The 15778-nt window shown below is 69.6% G+C and carries 15 protein-coding genes and 1 pseudogene; 10 read left to right on the plus strand and 6 right to left on the minus strand.

Features of this window, described 5'->3' with window-relative positions; translation table 11 throughout:
• Positions 1-82: 82 nt before the first annotated feature.
• Entirely contained in the window at positions 83-1054 is a 972-nt protein-coding gene (locus SSP08S_RS43805; protein ID WP_019073993.1) for an aldo/keto reductase, read from the minus strand.
• A 148-nt stretch (positions 1055-1202) separates the two neighbouring features.
• Here SSP08S_RS43805 and SSP08S_RS43810 point away from each other — a divergent pair, with 148 nt between their 5' ends.
• From SSP08S_RS43810 to SSP08S_RS63870, 4 genes and pseudogenes are all read left to right on the plus strand, one after another.
• On the plus strand, positions 1203-1808 hold the full coding sequence (locus tag SSP08S_RS43810; protein WP_019073994.1) for a TetR/AcrR family transcriptional regulator: 606 nt from the start codon (positions 1203-1205) through the stop codon (positions 1806-1808).
• Between the two features lie 200 nt (positions 1809-2008).
• Positions 2009-2401: an ester cyclase gene (locus SSP08S_RS43815; protein WP_019073995.1), complete on the plus strand. Its 393-nt coding sequence runs from the start codon at positions 2009-2011 to the stop codon at positions 2399-2401.
• A pseudogene (locus tag SSP08S_RS63865) lies at positions 2394-2699 on the plus strand (Gfo/Idh/MocA family oxidoreductase); the annotation flags it as partial. The gene SSP08S_RS43815 and the pseudogene SSP08S_RS63865, both read left to right, overlap by 8 nt.
• A 193-nt stretch (positions 2700-2892) precedes the next feature.
• On the plus strand, positions 2893-3612 hold the full coding sequence (locus tag SSP08S_RS63870) for a Gfo/Idh/MocA family oxidoreductase (protein ID WP_245608075.1): 720 nt from the start codon (positions 2893-2895) through the stop codon (positions 3610-3612).
• A 151-nt stretch (positions 3613-3763) separates the two neighbouring features.
• Here the strand turns inward: SSP08S_RS63870 and SSP08S_RS57080 are convergent, their stop codons facing one another.
• From SSP08S_RS57080 to SSP08S_RS43845, 5 genes are all read right to left on the minus strand, one after another.
• Complete coding sequence (locus SSP08S_RS57080; protein ID WP_019073997.1) at positions 3764-5149, minus strand: MFS transporter; 1386 nt, start codon at positions 5147-5149, stop codon at positions 3764-3766.
• A gap of 285 nt (positions 5150-5434) precedes the next feature.
• Positions 5435-6139: a TetR/AcrR family transcriptional regulator gene (locus tag SSP08S_RS58480; RefSeq protein ID WP_019073998.1), complete on the minus strand. Its 705-nt coding sequence runs from the start codon at positions 6137-6139 to the stop codon at positions 5435-5437.
• A 154-nt stretch (positions 6140-6293) separates the two neighbouring features.
• Positions 6294-6986, minus strand: a complete 693-nt coding sequence (locus tag SSP08S_RS43835) for a 3-oxoacid CoA-transferase subunit B (RefSeq protein WP_019073999.1) — start codon at positions 6984-6986, stop codon at positions 6294-6296.
• Positions 6983-7645 carry a 3-oxoacid CoA-transferase subunit A gene (locus tag SSP08S_RS43840; protein WP_043260227.1) on the minus strand — a complete coding sequence of 221 codons (663 nt, stop codon included), beginning with the start codon at positions 7643-7645 and terminating at the stop codon, positions 6983-6985. Before SSP08S_RS43840 ends, SSP08S_RS43835 begins: the two co-directional genes overlap by 4 nt.
• 5 nt (positions 7646-7650) lie before the next feature.
• Entirely contained in the window at positions 7651-8841 is a 1191-nt protein-coding gene (locus SSP08S_RS43845) for a thiolase family protein (RefSeq protein WP_019074001.1), read from the minus strand.
• Positions 8842-8925: 84 nt separating this feature from the next.
• On the opposite strand from SSP08S_RS43845, the gene SSP08S_RS43850 reads away from it, so the two are divergent.
• The 6 genes from SSP08S_RS43850 to SSP08S_RS43875 all read left to right on the plus strand — a co-directional run bounded on the left by SSP08S_RS43850 (position 8926) and on the right by SSP08S_RS43875 (position 15777).
• Complete coding sequence (locus tag SSP08S_RS43850) at positions 8926-9828, plus strand: LysR family transcriptional regulator (RefSeq protein WP_019074002.1); 903 nt, start codon at positions 8926-8928, stop codon at positions 9826-9828.
• 153 nt (positions 9829-9981) lie between these two features.
• Positions 9982-10929, plus strand: coding sequence for a helix-turn-helix domain-containing protein (locus SSP08S_RS43855; RefSeq protein WP_019074003.1), 948 nt, complete (start codon positions 9982-9984; stop codon positions 10927-10929).
• A gap of 128 nt (positions 10930-11057) precedes the next feature.
• A complete protein-coding gene (locus tag SSP08S_RS43860) occupies positions 11058-12851 on the plus strand; it encodes an FAD-dependent oxidoreductase (RefSeq protein WP_019074004.1) in 1794 nt (597 codons plus the stop codon).
• A 5-nt stretch (positions 12852-12856) separates the two neighbouring features.
• Positions 12857-13912: a maleylacetate reductase gene (locus SSP08S_RS43865; protein ID WP_026179353.1), complete on the plus strand. Its 1056-nt coding sequence runs from the start codon at positions 12857-12859 to the stop codon at positions 13910-13912.
• A complete protein-coding gene (locus tag SSP08S_RS43870) occupies positions 13909-14796 on the plus strand; it encodes an intradiol ring-cleavage dioxygenase (protein WP_019074006.1) in 888 nt (295 codons plus the stop codon). Before SSP08S_RS43865 ends, SSP08S_RS43870 begins: the two co-directional genes overlap by 4 nt.
• A 189-nt stretch (positions 14797-14985) precedes the next feature.
• A complete protein-coding gene (locus tag SSP08S_RS43875; protein WP_019074007.1) occupies positions 14986-15777 on the plus strand; it encodes an MHYT domain-containing protein in 792 nt (263 codons plus the stop codon).
• The last annotated feature ends 1 nt before the right edge of the window (position 15778 follow it).

A 15778-nucleotide genomic window follows, 5' to 3' on the forward strand; every position in this document is an offset into this window, starting at 1 on the left:
TTCATGTTGCACAGTCTCATCGGGAAGGCGGCACTCATCGCCCGGATGCCGGTGCGCGGCGTGTGTGGTGGTGCGTCTTCGATCAGCGGTCGATGGCGGCCATGTTGTCCGCGTCGTAGCGCTCGCCGGAGGCCCGGGGCAGGTCGTTCAGGCGGGCGGCGTGGCCGGCTGTGAGCTCGATGTGGTCGGCGGCGGCGTTCTCCTCCAGCCGGGCGACTCGCTTGGTGCCGGGGATGGGCGCGATGTCGTCACCCTGGGCGAGCAGCCAGGCCAGGGCGACCTGTGCGGGCGTGCTGTCGATCTCGGCGGCTACGGCCCGGACCTCGTCGACGATTCGCAGGTTGCGTTCCAGGTTGCCGTCGGCGAAGCGGTGGTTGGTGCGGCGCCAGTCGTCGGAGTCAAGATCGTTCAGGGAGCGGATGTTGCCGGTCAGGAAGCCACGGCCGAGCGGGGAGTACGGCACGAAGCCGATACCCAGTTCGCGCAGGACGGGGAGGATCTCGGCCTCCGGGTCGCGGGTCCACAGGGAGTATTCGGACTGGACCGCGGTGATCGGATGCACGGCGTGAGCGCGGCGGATCGTGGCGGGGCCGGCCTCGGACAGGCCGATGTGGCGGATCTTGCCTTCGGTCACCAGTTCGGCCAGCGCGCCAATGGTCTCTTCGATGGGCGTGCCGGGGTCCACCCGGTGCTGGTAGTAGAGATCGATGTAGTCGGTGCCCAGGCGCTCCAGTGATCCCTCCACGGCCAGGCGGATGTTGGCCGGGGTGCTGTCGGGAGCCGAGCCACCGGTGTGGGAGAGCAGTCCGAACTTGGTGGCCAGCACGACCTCGTCCCGGTGCCCCCGCACGGCGCGGCCGACCAGCTCCTCGTTGATGAAGGGGCCGTACCCCTCAGCGGTGTCGATATGGGTGACCCCGAGGTCCAGAGCGCGATGGATCGTGCGGATCGACTCGTCGTCGAACTGGCCGGCGCCGGTGTAGAACGCCGACATTCCCATGGCTCCGAGACCGATGCGCGAGACCTTGAGGCTGCCGAGCGAAATGGTTTTCATGGCGCGGACTTCCCTTCCCATTGGTTCAGTACCGATCGGTGCAGAACGGTAGCACATCAAGACCGAACGGTACTGAACTATGTTTGCCGCCTTGCGGGGACGAAGCTGCTGGTCAACTGGGATCTGTACCGAGTGGTACGCTTGTGGCATGGGTGACTCGCGCAAGGCCGTCATGGGTCGGCCCCGAGGATTCGACATCGACCAGGCGCTGGAACGGGCGATGCGGGTGTTCTGGGCGCGAGGTTACGAAGGTGCAAGCCTCGCTGAGCTGACCGGCGCCATGGGGATCACCAAGACGAGCATGTATGCGGCCTTCGGCAACAAGGAGCAGTTGTTCTGCAAGGCCCTCCAGCGCTACGGCGCGGGGCCGGCCGCCTACGCCACGCGCGCCTTGGAGGAGCCCACCGCGCGGGCTGTCGCCTTGGCGTTCCTCCGTGGAGCGGTCTGCACCACGACCCCTCCCGACGGCCCCTCCGGGTGCCTGACCGTGCAGGGTGCGCTGGCGGCGAGCGACGAGAGCCGGGCCGTCCACGACCTGCTCGTCGACTGGCGCAACGACGCGGGGGTCCGCCTCGAGGAGCGCTTCCGGCGCGCCGTCGACGAGGGTGATCTGCCGCGCAGTGCCGATCCTCGGCGTCTTGCCCGGTTCGTCATGACGATGGGGTTCGGCATCGCAGTGCAGGCCGCCAACGGCCTCGGTCCTGCTGAGCTCGATGAGATCGTCGACACGGCGTTGCTCGGCTGGCCCGCGTAGCGGCTGCACTCCTTCGCTCGCCCCGGTGAGACATGCTCCGCGCATGACGGCCGTGACGGTGCGGCAAAACTTCGGTACCGTCCGGGACGGAAGTTAGAGCAGTGGTTCCTCCCTGCCGGCGATCACCGGGACGAAGCCCGTCAGGGGCCGTCGGGAAACACCGAGCATGACCTCCGCTGCGGGAGCCGAAGAAGGGGATCATGTCCGACACCGACCTGCGCGAGTTCTACCTTCGCTACATCGAGGCGCTCAACGCCCACGAGATCTGCCGCATGGACGAGTTCATCAACGACGAGACCACCCTGAACGGCGAGCCGGGCACTCGGGACCAGGTCATCGCTGTGCTGAACGGCGACATCGACGCGGTCCCGGATTTCCACTGGAAGCCTCAGGAGATCGCGGTCGATGGTGATCGCCTGGCCGCCCGTCTGACCAACACGGGCACGCCCGCCAAGGAGTGGCTCGGCGTGGCTCCCACCGGCGCCTCGTTCGAGATCGTCGAGTACGCCATCTATCAGATTCGTGACGGGCGGTTCGTGCACATGACGGCCCTGCACGACGCCGAGACCCTGAGGCGGCAGCTCGGTGCCTGACCCCCGTAAGCCGATCGGCGTCGGCGTCGGTGTCGTCGGCCTGAGCGCCACGGGAGGCTGGGCGGCCGGGGCCCACCTGCCCGCGCTGAGAGCCGTCGACGGGATCGAGCTTCGCGCGCCGGCGGCGAGCTCCGAAGCCTCGGCCCGGGCCGCGGGAGCGGCGTATGGCGTACCCGCGTACACGTCGGTCGAGCAGCTCGCCGGCGACGAGAACGTCGACCTCGTCGTTGTCGCCGTCAAAGTGCCCCAGCATCGCGAACTCGTGTTGCCCGTGCTGAAGGCGGGAGTGCCGGTGCTCTCCGAGTGGCCGCTCGCCGTCGACCTGCGCGAGGCCGAGGAGATGGAGCGTGCCGCCGGGGCGACGCGCACCTTCGTCGGTCTTCAGGGACGCTCCTCGCCTACCTTCCGCCGGCTGGCCGACCTCGTGTCCGGAGGTAGGGGAAGTGCTCTCCGCCACCGTCGTGGAGTCTTCGACCGAATGGGGCACTCCGGTGTCTCCGAACATGGTCTATACGCTCGACCGCAAGCTCGGGGCCACGATGCTGACCATCGCGTTCGGACGCGCGATCGACCTGGTGTCGATGGTCGTCGGCGAGCTTCAGGAAGTGGTCACCACGACCGCGACCCGGCGCCGCCAGGTTCCCCTCGGACGCACCGGGCAGGTCGTTCCGATGACCGCCGAGGACCAGATCGCGATCTCGGGCACCGTGGCGGGCGGGGCGATCCTGTCCGTCCACCACCGTGGAGGCGCGGCATCGAGTGCAGGGTTCTCTCTGGTCATCGACGGCACGGAGGGGAGACTCGAGATCACCGCCGCCGAGTTCCCGCACATCGGTCCGGTCACGGTGCGTGGCACACGCGGCGGCGGTCGGCCTACGAAGGTCACGCTGCCCAGCGGCTACGACGACTGTCCCGGCCTGGCCGGAACAGTGATCCACAGCCTGGCGCGCGCCTACGCCGCGATTCGGGACGACCTCATCCACGGAACGGCTGTCGCCCCGGACTTCACCCACGCCGTCAGGCGCCACCGACTCCTTGACGCGATCGTACGGTCCGCCGCCACAGGCCGACGAAAAGCCCTCCGTCCTTGGGTGCGCGGCCAGTCGATTTCGACACTGCCCGACATCACTTCGCCACATCGGCCCCTGCCATGTGTGCCGGCATACTCAGCCGCGCGCCGACCGATCGAGAACGGACGCGAGCGACCCTGACCTGCGTACTTCATGTTGCACAGGTCTCAATGGCAGAGCCGACGGGTGCCGCGCGGGCGGGTCCGGATGCGGCCGGCGATCCGCCGCAGAGCACAAGTCTGGTCACGACCGTTCGTCGACCGTCGTGACCAGCACTTGTATGCAGGGCGCCCTAGTTGCCTATGCGCTCACCGGCGTTGCTGGGTTCCGGCTCGTCGACGGCCGGGCTCTCGGCGGGTTTCGGATAGCGGGGGAGGAAGATCGCCAGGGCGAGGACGATGAGGCTTCCGGCGGTGAGGGCGATGAGGGTCGCGGTGTATCCGCCGGTGCTCTCCGCGACTCCTTCCGCCACGACGGGGAAGAGTCCGATGCCGACGAGGCTGACGATGCCGAGGGTGATGCCCTGGATCTGGGCGAAGGCCCGCATGCCGAAGTAACAGCCGACGAAGTAGGGCCCGGTGGTGGATTCCGCGCCGGTCACGACGCCGAGCAGGGCCATGGTGAGGATCAGGGCCCACATGCCTCCCGTGGCCGCGAAGACCATGAGCATGCCGAGCACCAGGCACACCATGAAGGGTACGAAGGCGCGCGGGGTGCGCCACCGGTCGAGGGCGATGCCCGCGAAGATCTGTCCGGCGACGGAGGCCACCAGCATGACCGACACCGACAGCGACACCTCGGTGGCGGAATAGCCCCGGTCGCCGAAGAGGGACACCGCGTTGAGGCGCACGCTCATCGCCACGCCGGCCGCCACGGTCAGTACCAGCACCATGTACCACCAGGCCCGGGTCCTGAGGGCCCGGCCCAGGGGCAGGCCGGGCAACTCCTTGTGCGCCAGGCGGCTCTTTCCTGTCTGCGGAAGGGCGTCCCCGCCGGTGAGCGGTGCCGATGCGGGTTCGTACATCAGGAAGTACTGGGCAGGGAAGACGATCAGCAGGACGCATCCGCCGATCAGCAGGTAGGTCGTCCGCCAGCCGAAGTGGTCGATGGACAGCTGGCTCAGGGGCGAGAGTGCGGCACCGGCGAGGCTGGAGGTCGCGCCGATGAGCAGGGAGTAGCCCAGCCCGCGGTGGTGGGGGAACCACTCGGAGACGACCTTGTACACCACGCCGAGGATGGAGGTGTAGCCCAGGGCCGTGCTCACCAGCAGGATCGCCGTCAGTTCGACACCGTTCGCGCCCACGAGCGCCACCGCGGCCGTCGAGAGCGCGTAGAGGGCGGTGCCCGGAACGGCGACCGCCCGGGCGCCCCAGCGGTCGACCAGACGGCCGGCCAGGGGCAGCACGAAGGGGGCGGCCACGGTGGGGATGTTGAAGACGGTCAGCGTTTCCGAGTGGGACCAGCCGAAGTCCTTCGCGACCGGGTCGATGAGGAAGGTGACGGCGGTGACGAGAGCGGGGGGACTGAAAGCCATGGCGAGCACGCAGGCGATCGCCGCTTTCCAGGCCGGTGTGGGATAGGCGCGCAGCGCGGACAAGGACTCCCGCAGGGAGACGGTGGCAGGGGCATCCGGCTGGCCGGGTGGAGCGAATTCCGGTGGGGACTGGGGCGCGGACATCGTCGTCCTTCCTCGCGCAAGGAGATGGCGACCGCCGGCTGAGCGGGCGGGGCGGTCTCGTGCGGCCAATGGCTCGCTGAGGCGTCGAGCGCCGAGCGGCACTCCGATTAGTGCACTGTACGGTTCAGTGCATTCGATCGGTCAAGAGGGCTGCACGAAATCGAGTCGTCTTCGCCGCCCGAAGGGAGGCCGCAAGGAGGTCGGAGGGTGCGGTGTCCGGCGTCCCTCAGGGGCGCTCGGGAAGGCCGCGGCGCGGGAGGTCCCGTCTCCCGCGCCGCGGCTGCGTCAGGAGTTCGCGCGCGACATCCAGGGGAAGACCTGGCTCATCGCGGAATCGGGTACATCCGGCCGGTCGGCGGCGCTCAGGCCCCGCAGGAAGATGGCCGTCGTCCATCGGGCGTACGCCTCGAGGCGGGCCGGGTCGCGGTCGGCGTCCAGATCCAGCAGCGCGTCCATCTGCGGTCCGGCCGCCGTCATGCGTACGAAGAGTCCGGCGTAGGACTCCGCGTCGGAGAGGGTGTAGCCGTGCTGCCGTGCGTCCTCGCGGAGCGCCACGGCCACCAGATCGACGACATGGGGCACACCGAGAGACCGAAGTGTGTCGGTCAGCTCGGGGCGGCGGGCCGCCTCGACGGTCAGAACGCGGATGAAGGCCAGGTAGTTCGGGGCGGTCGTGGCCTGGAGGAGCTTCAGGGCGATGCGTGCCAGTCTCTCCTGGGGGTCGTCGACGGAGTCGAGCATCGTCTGGTCCAGATCGAAGTCGAGGGAGGCTCCGCCGCGGGCGATCACCGCCCGGAACAGCTCCAGCTTGTCGCCGAAGTGCGCGTAGACGGTGGTCTTCGAGACGCCGGCCTCCGCCGCCACGGCATCCATCGAGGTTTGATCGAAACCGAGTTCCAGGAACAGCTCGACGGCCGCGTCGAGAATGGATTCCCGCTTGCTCTGCCGCCGACTCGTGCCCGCGCGCTGGGGGCGCTCCTGCTCAGCCATCTCACTCCTCGCCGAATCCCGGCCCTGGTGGGAGCCGGTACACGTCTCATCACTTGACCTTCAGTGAACCCTACCGTACGGTACAAAGTTACTGAACGGTGCAGTACAGGTGTGAGTGGCGACGAAAGACCGCCGGCCCCGGATTCGGGAGCGCTCAGGTCCAGTCCTGGCGAGACAGGGCGACGCCGAGGCGGTGTGCGAGGTCGTCGTACGGAATGCCGAAGGTCTCCAGGACGGTGGCGCCTCCGGGACCGATCTGGAACGTCGCGACGTCGGTGTAGACGCGGTCGACGCAGCCGACGCCGGTGAGCGGGTAGGTGCACTCCGGGACCAGTTTGGGCGCGCCCTGCTTGGTGAACAGCGTCATCATCACGAACACCCGCTTGGCGCCGATCGCCAGGTCCATCGCTCCGCCGACGGCCGGGACGGCGTCGGGGGCGCCGGTGTGCCAGTTGGCGAGGTCGCCGGCCGCGGACACCTGGAAGGCGCCCAGTACGCAGATGTCGAGGTGACCGCCGCGCATCATGGCGAAGGAGTCGGCGTGGTGGAAGTAGGCGGCTCCGGGCAGTTCGGTGACCGGGATCTTGCCCGCGTTGATGAGGTCGGGATCGATCTGCCCGTCCTGGGCCGCCGGTCCCATGTTGAGCATGCCGTTCTCGGTGTGCAGTACCACCCCCGCCCCGTCCGGAAGGTGGTCGGCCACCAGGGTCGGCCGGCCGATGCCCAGGTTGACGTAGGAGCCGTGCGGGATGTCACGCGCCACCCGCGCGGCCATCTCGTGCTCGGTCAGCGGCCCCCGGTCGAGGTGCTCCACGAGGGGCGGGGGTGAGCTCGTCGGATTCGTCATGCTGCGGGCACCACCTGTACGACTCGGTCGATGTAGATGCCGGGGGTCACCACGGCCTCGGGGTCGAGTGCGCCGATATCGACGATCTCGCGCACCTGGGCCACCACCGTGGTCGCCGCCGTGGCCATGACCGGCCCGAAGTTGCGGGCGGTCCTGCGGTAGACGAGGTTGCCCATCCGGTCGGCCCGGTGGGCGCTGATCAGGGCGACGTCCCCCTTGATCGGGTACTCCAGCACATGCGTCCGGCCCGCTATCTCCCGGGTCTCCTTGCCCTCGGCGAGCAGGGTGCCGGCTCCGGTGGGGGAGTAGAACGCGCCGATCCCGGCACCGGCCGCGCGCAGCCGCTCGGCGAGCGTGCCCTGCGGGACCAGCTCCAGTTCGACGCGTCCCTCGCGGTACAGCCGGTCGAAGACCCACGAGTCGGACTGCCGGGGGAAGGAGCACACCATCCGCCGCACCCGCCCCTTGTCCAGCAGGGCCGCGAGTCCGGTGTCGCCGTTTCCGGCGTTGTTCGACACCACCGTCAGCCCGGTCGCGCCCTGCCGGACGAGCGCCTCGATCAGGTCGGCCGGCATGCCGGCCGTGCCGAACCCGCCCACCAGCACGGTCGAGCCGTCCTCGATGCCGGCGACGGCCTCGTCGGGATCCCCGCACGTCATGACGTTCACACCGCACTCTCCAGGACCACGGCCAACGCCTGTCCGACGCCGATGCAGATCGCGGCGACGCCCCACCGCTGTCCCGACGCGCGCAGACGCGCGGCCAGCGTGCCGAGGATCCGGCCGCCCGAGGCCCCGAGCGGATGGCCGACGGCGATGGCGCCCCCCTTGGTGTTGACGATCGCCGGGTCGATCTTCCAGGCGTCCACGCAGGCCAGCGACTGCACGGCGAAGGCCTCGTTCAGCTCGACCGCCGACACGTCGGCCCAGGAGATCCCGGCCCGCTTCAGCGCCCGCTCGGCCGCCTCGACCGGCGCGAACCCGAACATCTGCGGGTCGAGCGCCGACACCCCGCGCCCGGCGATGCGGGCCAGCGGCGCGCTGCCGATCCGGGAGGCCGCCGCTTCCGAGCCGATCAGCACGGCGGACGCGCCGTCGCTGAGCGGCGAGGCGTTGCCCGCCGTGATGCGGCCGTCGGGCCGGAAGGACGGCTTGAGGCCGGCCAGCTTCTGCGGCGTGGATCCGGGCCTGATCCCCTCGTCACGGGAGAGGACGGCCTCGCCGTCCACCACGACCGGTACCACCAGGTCGTCGTAGAAGCCCTCCTCCCAGGCGGCGTGCGCGAGGGTGTGGGAGCGGGCGGCGAACTCGTCCTGGCGCTCCCTGGAGATCTCGAACCGGTCGTTGAGCTGCTCGTTGGCCTCGCCGAGGGAGACGGTCCACTCCTTCGGCATGCGTTCGTTGACCTGTCGCCAGCCCAGGGTGGTCGACAGGGCGGTCACATGGCCCGCGGGGAAGGCCCGGGACGGCTTGGGCAGCGCCCACGGAGCCCGGGTCATCGACTCCACGCCGCCGGTCAGGACGATGTCGGCGTCGCCGCTCTCCACGGCGCGCGAGCCGATGATCGCCGCGTCGAGGGAGGAGCCGCAGAGCCGGTTCACGGTCTCCGCCGGCACCGTCGTCGGCAGCCCCGCCAGGAGGACCGCCATCCTGCCGACGTTGCGGTTGTCCTCGCCCGCACCGTTGACGTTGCCCCAGACCACGTCATCGAGGGCGGCGGGATCGAGCGTGGGCACCTTGCCCAGCACCGCCGTGACCGCCGTTGCGGCGAGGTCGTCGGGCCTGATCTCGGCGAGCGCCCCGCCGTAGCGGCCGAAGGGCGTGCGCACTGCGCTGTAAACGAAGCTGGCAACCATGGACGCGACGCTAGGTCCCTTCCATTAATCACGTCCAATACCTATTGGCGCATGATTTATCACCGAAACAGATAAGCTGCGGTCATGGAGCTCCGCCAGATCCGCTACGTCCTGGCACTCGCCGAGGAGTGCCACTTCGGCCGTGCCGCCGAGCGCCTCCACGTGGCCCAGTCCGCCCTCTCCCAGCAGCTGAAGCAGTTGGAGCGCGAACTGGGCACGACGCTGTTCACCCGGTCGACCAGGCGGGTCGAACTCACCGAGGCCGGCCGTCAGCTGGTCATCTACGGACGGTCGATCGTGGCCGAGGTCGGACGGGCCGAGGAGCAGATGGCGCTGCTCGCCACCGGCCGGGCGGGGCGGGTGTCCATCGGCTTCGTCGGCACCGCCACGTACGACGTCCTGCCGCAGATCGCCCGGCGGGTACGGGAGCAGCTCCCGAACGTGGCCCTCGAACTGCACGGCGAACTGCTCAACCCCACGCTGGTCGAAGGCCTCCGCGAGGGCGTCTACGACCTCGCCCTGCTGCGCTCCGACGCCCTGCCGGACGTCGGCCTGAGCTTCACCGCCCTGCGGTCCGAACGGCTGGTGGCCGCCCTGCCCGCCGGGCACCGGCTCGCCGACCGGAGCCGGGTCTCCCTCGCGGAACTCGCCGACGAGTCCTTCGTCGTCCACCCTTCCCAGGGCCGGTCCTCCATGCACGGCCGGGTCCTCGCGGCCTGCGCCCGTGCCGGCTTCGTACCCTCACCGCTGACGGAGGTGGGCGAGACCTCCACCCTGGTCGTCTTCGTCGCGGCCGGCCACGGCGTCGCGCTGGTCCCGGAATCGGTACAGAGCCTCCGCCTCGACAGGGTCGTCTACGTCCCGCTCGCCGAGACCGAGACCGTCACCCTCGGGCTCGCACGCCGACAACTGCGGAACTCGCGGGCCACCGAACGGATTGCGGCGATGATCGAGCAGCACATGTCGAGCAGTGCCGAACAGCGGTAGGCGACACGGCGGGGGACCGGTGACGGGGAGTCGTTGGGCGCCCTGTGCGCGCCCCGGCGCGCTCGGAGCCGGTGGTGCCGTCTCGACCCTTGGCCTACACGTTCCCCGGACGCACACTGTGGTGGTGTTGGTATCGAGCCAGGCAGGTGCAGCTTGATCGGCTCCGTCAGGATTCCCCGAGCCCATCGCTTCGCCACCGCGCAGATCGAGCCGGACCGTCAGGTGGAGCTCTGGGAGCGGCACAACGCGGAGTCCTTGATCGCCCTCGCCTGCCGACCGCCGGTCGCCGGGTCGTTCTCGGCCGCAGAGGTGAACCTCCAGCTCGAGCGGGTCCATCTCGCCCGGGTCCGTGGCACCCGACACGTGGTCGAGCGCTCGTCCGAGCTGGTCGAGGCCAAACCGACCGGGGCGATCGTCGTCTACATGGCCATCACGGGAGAGGCGGTCTTCGAGCAGAACGGACACCGTCGCGTGCTGCGGCCCGGGCAGCTCCTGGTCTGCGACGCCGACCGCCCCTTTGTCCGTGGGTTCGGCCACGGGCTGGAGGAACTGGCGGTGAAGGTTCCCCGTGCGGAGTTCTCCGCGCTCACCGGCCTGCCGAGCCTGCCCACCCCCGTCGTCGTCGACGTGGGCGTCGGCGAGAACCCGCACGGACGGGCCCTGGCCCGGCTCGCGGGACGGGCGGTCCGCCGCGACCGCCCGGTGCCGGCCGACGAGCAGGCGATCGTCGAACTCGTGTCGGTGCTCGCCGCCTGTGACCATGTCGGGCTGCCCGTGGCCCACAGGGCGGCGGCCCGGATGTTCATCGAGGAGAACTTCACCGACCCGTCGCTCCGCGCGGCCGACATCGCGTCCGCCACCGGGATCAGCGAGCGGCATCTGTCGCGTCTGTTCGCGGCCGCCGGCACCAGCGTGCCCGCCCACATCCTCTCGCGCCGGCTGGACACGGCGTACAGCATGCTGACCTCCGGCTCCGCGAGCGGCCTGCGCACGTCGGACGTGGCGGCACGGTGCGGCTTCACGTCGCTCGCGTACTTCTCCCGCACCTTCCACGAGCGGTTCGGCATCACGGCGGGCGAGGTTCGCGCCGGGTCCGTCTGATCGATCCGCGGCGCGCCATCCTCATTTCCGCCATCTCGGCCCGGATCGTTGGAGCCGCCGGGGTGTGACCGCCGACACTCGACGCACCAGCCCGGTGCCCCTGACCGGGACGAAGAAAGGTGTGTCACATGCCCGTGTTCGACGATGGCCAACCCGAGACCCGTCCGCCCGCGTCATCGGTGGTCGAGACCGACGTCCTCATCGTCGGCTCAGGACCGGCCGGCGCGTCGGCGGCGTTGTTCCTGTCGACCCTGGGCGTCGACAACATGGTGATCACGAAGTACCGGTGGACGGCGAACACCCCGAGGGCCCACATCACCAACCAACGGGCGATGGAGATCTTCCGGGACATGGGCATCGAGGACCAGGTCCTCGCCGATTCCACACCCCATCACCTGGTCGGCGACACGGTGTTCTGCACGTCGATCGCCGGCGAGGAGATCGGGCGCATCCACACCTGGGGGACCCACCCGGCCCGCGAAGCCGACTACCAGTTGGCGTCGCCCTGCCTCGTGGTGGACATCCCGCAGACCTATCTCGAACCGATCCTGGTCAAGAACGCGACCGTACGTGGCACCCAGACGCGGTTCTCCACGGAGTACGTCTCGCACGTGCAGGACGCGGACGGCGTGGACGTCCTGGCCCGGGACCGGCTGACCGGGGCGGAGTACACCATCCGGGCCAAGTACCTGATCGGCGCCGACGGTGCCCGCTCCAAGGTCGCCGCGGACATCGGCCTGCGCTACGAGGGCGCGATGGACATCGCCGGGTCGATGAACATCACGTTCAAGGCCGACATCGAGGCCTACGTCGGTCACCGGCCGTCGGTCCTCTACTGGGTCATCCAGCCGGGGGCGAACGTCGGAGGCATCGGGGCCGGCCTGGTGCGCATGGTGCGGCCGTGGAACGAGTGGCTGATCGTCTGGGGCTACGACATCAACGACGAGCCCCCCGTCGTCGACGAGGCCTCCGCGACGCAGATCGTGCGCGACCTCCTCGGCATGCCCGACATCGACGTCGAGATCACCGGCACCAGCCTGTGGGGCAACAACGAGATGTACGCCGAGCACCTCCAGAAGGGCCGCGTCTTCTGTGCCGGGGACGCGATCCACCGGCACCCGCCGAGCAACGGTCTGGGCTCCAACACCTCGATCCAGGACTCCTACAACCTGGCCTGGAAGCTCGCCCTCGTGCTGCGCGGCCAGGCCGACCCGAGCCTGCTCGACACCTACTCGGCCGAGCGGGCGCCGGTGGCCGAGCGCATCGTCCGGCGGGCGAACCGGTCCAGCCGTGAGTTCGTGCAGTTCTTCGAGGTGCTCGGACTGCTCGACGCCACGACCGAGGACGAGATGGTCGCGGCGATCGAGGAGCGGAAGGCCAACACGCCCGAGGGCGCGGCCAAGCGCGCCGCCCTGGTCGACGCGATGGAGCTGAAGAACTACGAGTTCAACGCCCACGGAGTGGACCTCGGACAGCACTACGAGTCGGCCGCGGTCGTCTCCGACGGATCCTCGCTGCCCGAGCCCAGTCGCGATCCCGACCTGTACTACGAGATGTCCACCGTGCCCGGCGCGCACCTGCCGCACGCCTGGGTCGGCGACACCATGGAGCGGAAGGCGATGATGGACCTCGCCCCCTACGACCGGTTCACCCTCGTCACCGGCATCGCCGGCGAAGCCTGGGCCTCGGTGGCCGAAAAGGTCCAGCACGAACTCCGGATTCCGCTGGAGACCGTCGTCATCGGGCCAGGTCAGGAGGTCACGGACCTCTACTACGACTGGGCGAAGCTGCGCGAGGTCGCCGAGAGCGGCGCCCTACTGGTGCGACCCGACAAGCACATCGCCTGGCGCTCGATGACGATGCCCGATGATCCCGAGGGTGCTCTGCGCACGGCGCTGCTCCAGATTCTGGGGAGGGCGTGAACAGCATGCGGTTCGCCCACGACACACTCGCGCAGCGTGTCCTGTTCGTCTCCGCTGCGGCAGCGGAGAATCTGGTCGCCGAGATCAAGGAACTCGGTGCGTCGCGGGTCATGGTGATCGCCGGGGAGGCCGAGCGCGAACTCGCCCAAGAGGTCGCCGCAGACCTGCCCGTGGCGCACTGGCACCACGAGGTGGCCATGCACGTGCCGGTCGAGGTCGCCGAACGGGCCAGAGAACAGGCCGAGGCCCATCGCGTCGACGCCCTCGTCTGTATCGGCGGCGGCTCGACGACCGGCCTGGCCAAGGCCGTGGCGCTCACCACCGGTCTGCCCATCGTGGCGGTGCCGACCACCTACGCGGGCTCGGAGGCCACCAACGTCTGGGGACTCACCGAGCACGCCCGCAAGACCACCGGCACCGACCCCCGGGTGCTTCCGCGAACGATCGTCTACGACGCGACGCTCATGCTCACCCTGCCGGTCGACCTGAGCGTGGCGTCCGGGCTCAACGCCCTGGCCCACTGCGTCGATTCGATGTGGGCGCCACGGGCCGACCCGATCGACCGGGCACTGGCCGGCGAGGGCATCCGGGCCCTGAACGTCGGACTGCCGCTGGTCGTCTCCGAGCCGGGCGGCCTCGACGGGCGTGAACACGCCCTGTACGGCGCCTATCTCTCCGCGGTGGCGTTCGCCTCGGCGGGCTCGGGGCTGCACCACAAGATCTGTCACGTGCTCGGCGGCATGTTCGACCTTCCGCACGCCCAGACCCATGCCGTCGTCCTGCCCCATGTACTCGCCTTCAACGTGCCGTCGGCACCGGACGCCGAGCGACGTATCGCCGCCGCCTTCGACGTCGGGTCGGCGACCGACGGGCTCGCCCGGCTGCGCACCCGGCTCGACGCGCCCCGGGCTCTTCGGGACTACGGCATGCCGGAATCCGGCATCGGCCCCGCCGCGGAGGCGATCCTCGCCGCTGTGCCGCCGGGCAATCCGACCCCCGTGACCGTCGACAACATCACCGGGCTGCTGCACGCGGCCTGGGAAGGAGCAGAGCCCCGATGACCGACACCGTCTCCGCAGAACAGGAGCGTCGCGAGGCGGACCTGGTCGAGCGTGTCGTCCGTTCGTTCGACGGCTGTTCCGACCCGCGGCTCAAGCAGCTGATGACCTCGCTCGTGCACCATCTGCACGCCTTCGCCCGCGAGGTCCGTCTGACCGAGGAGGAGTGGACCAAGGGCATCGAGTTCCTGACCGCCGCCGGCCACATGACGGACGACAAGCGCCAGGAATTCATCCTGCTCTCCGACGTACTCGGACTGTCGATGCAGACCATCGGCATCAACAACGAGGCGTACGGCGACGCGACCGAGGCGACCGTCTTCGGACCGTTCTTCGTCGAGAACAGCCCTGAGATCGCCCCAGGCGGCTCCATCTCCGGCGTCGCGTCCGGGGAACCGTGCTGGGTGGAGGGCACCGTCTCCGACAGTGACGGCGCGCCGGTCGCCGGTGCGCGCATCGAGGTCTGGGAGGCCGACGCCGAGGGCCTCTACGACGTCCAGCACGACGACGGCCGGACCGCGGCCCGCGGCCATCTCTTCTCCGACGCCGAGGGACGCTATTCGTTCTGGGGCGTCACACCGACGCCGTACCCCATTCCCCACGACGGCCCCGTGGGGAAGATGCTCGCGGCCGTCGGCCGATCCCCGATGCGGGCCTCGCATCTGCACTTCATGGTCAGTGCCGCGGGGCAGCGCACGCTGGTCACCCACATCTTCGTCAGTGGCGACGAACTGCTCGACGCGGACACGGTGTTCGGGGTCAAGGAGTCCCTGGTGAAGAAGTTCGAGCGCCAGGCTCCCGGCTCCCCGACGCCGGACGGCCGCGCGGTGGACGACTCATGGTCACGAGTCTCCTTCGACATCGTGCTGGCCCCGGCCGGTACGTGATCGTTCGGCACGGGCCGAGGGGGTCGGGCCGCTCGACGCGGTGAGCGCGTGCGCCCGGCCCCCTGGGCAGCAGTGCCCTCCACCCCAGCCGGTACGGGTCTCCCGAACGCGTGCGGCCGGGACCGGGCCCGGCGGCGTCCGGCCGCCGCGCCCGTGGCAATCCCGCCTTCCCGCACGGAGGAGAACCGTATGACGGGCACCGTCACCAACTTCAGTTACGGCGCCGTGACGCCGATCGCCGCCTACCTGATGGCCACGGTCGGGTCGGCACTCGGGCTGAGGTGTACGACACGGTCACTGCGCCGTCCACATCACAGAGGCAGATGGCTGGCTCTGGGCTCCATATCATTCGGCTGCGGTATCTGGGCCATGCACTTCACCGCCATGATCGGCTTCGACATCGAGGGTGTGGCGGTTCGCTACGACCGCGACCAGGTGTTCGTCAGCCTCGCGGTCGTCATCGTCTGCGTCGCCGCCGGCATGTTCCTCGCCGGCTACCGGGGCCGGTCCGCGGTGATCCTGACACTGGCGGGCATCATCACCGGCAACGGGGTGGTGACCATGCAGGGCCTCGGTATGAGTGCCATCAAGATCGACGGCAGCCTCCACTACGACGGCACCATCGTGATTCTCACCTTCGTCTTCACCCTCGTCATCACCACGGTGGCGCTGTGGGGAGCGGTCTCCATCCACGCCCTGTGGTCCAGCATGGGCGCGAGCCTGATCATGGGCGTGGCGGTGACCGGCATGCACTACATCGGCATGACCGCCCTCACCATCCGGCTCAACGGCCACACCACGATCGACGAGTCGACGAGCAATCTGGGGTTCCTCATGGTCATGCTCGCCGGCCCGCTCCTGGTCCTCCTGGTCGCCACGACCATCGTCATGTTCGACCCCGACATGCTGGACGCCGAGGGCGACGTGGACTGGGCGGCGCACGCGCCGCGCGGGTCCGGCTCCGCCCACCCCGTGCGCTAGG

Source organism: Streptomyces hokutonensis (assembly GCF_000376565.1).
Lineage (GTDB): Bacteria > Actinomycetota > Actinomycetes > Streptomycetales > Streptomycetaceae > Streptomyces > Streptomyces hokutonensis.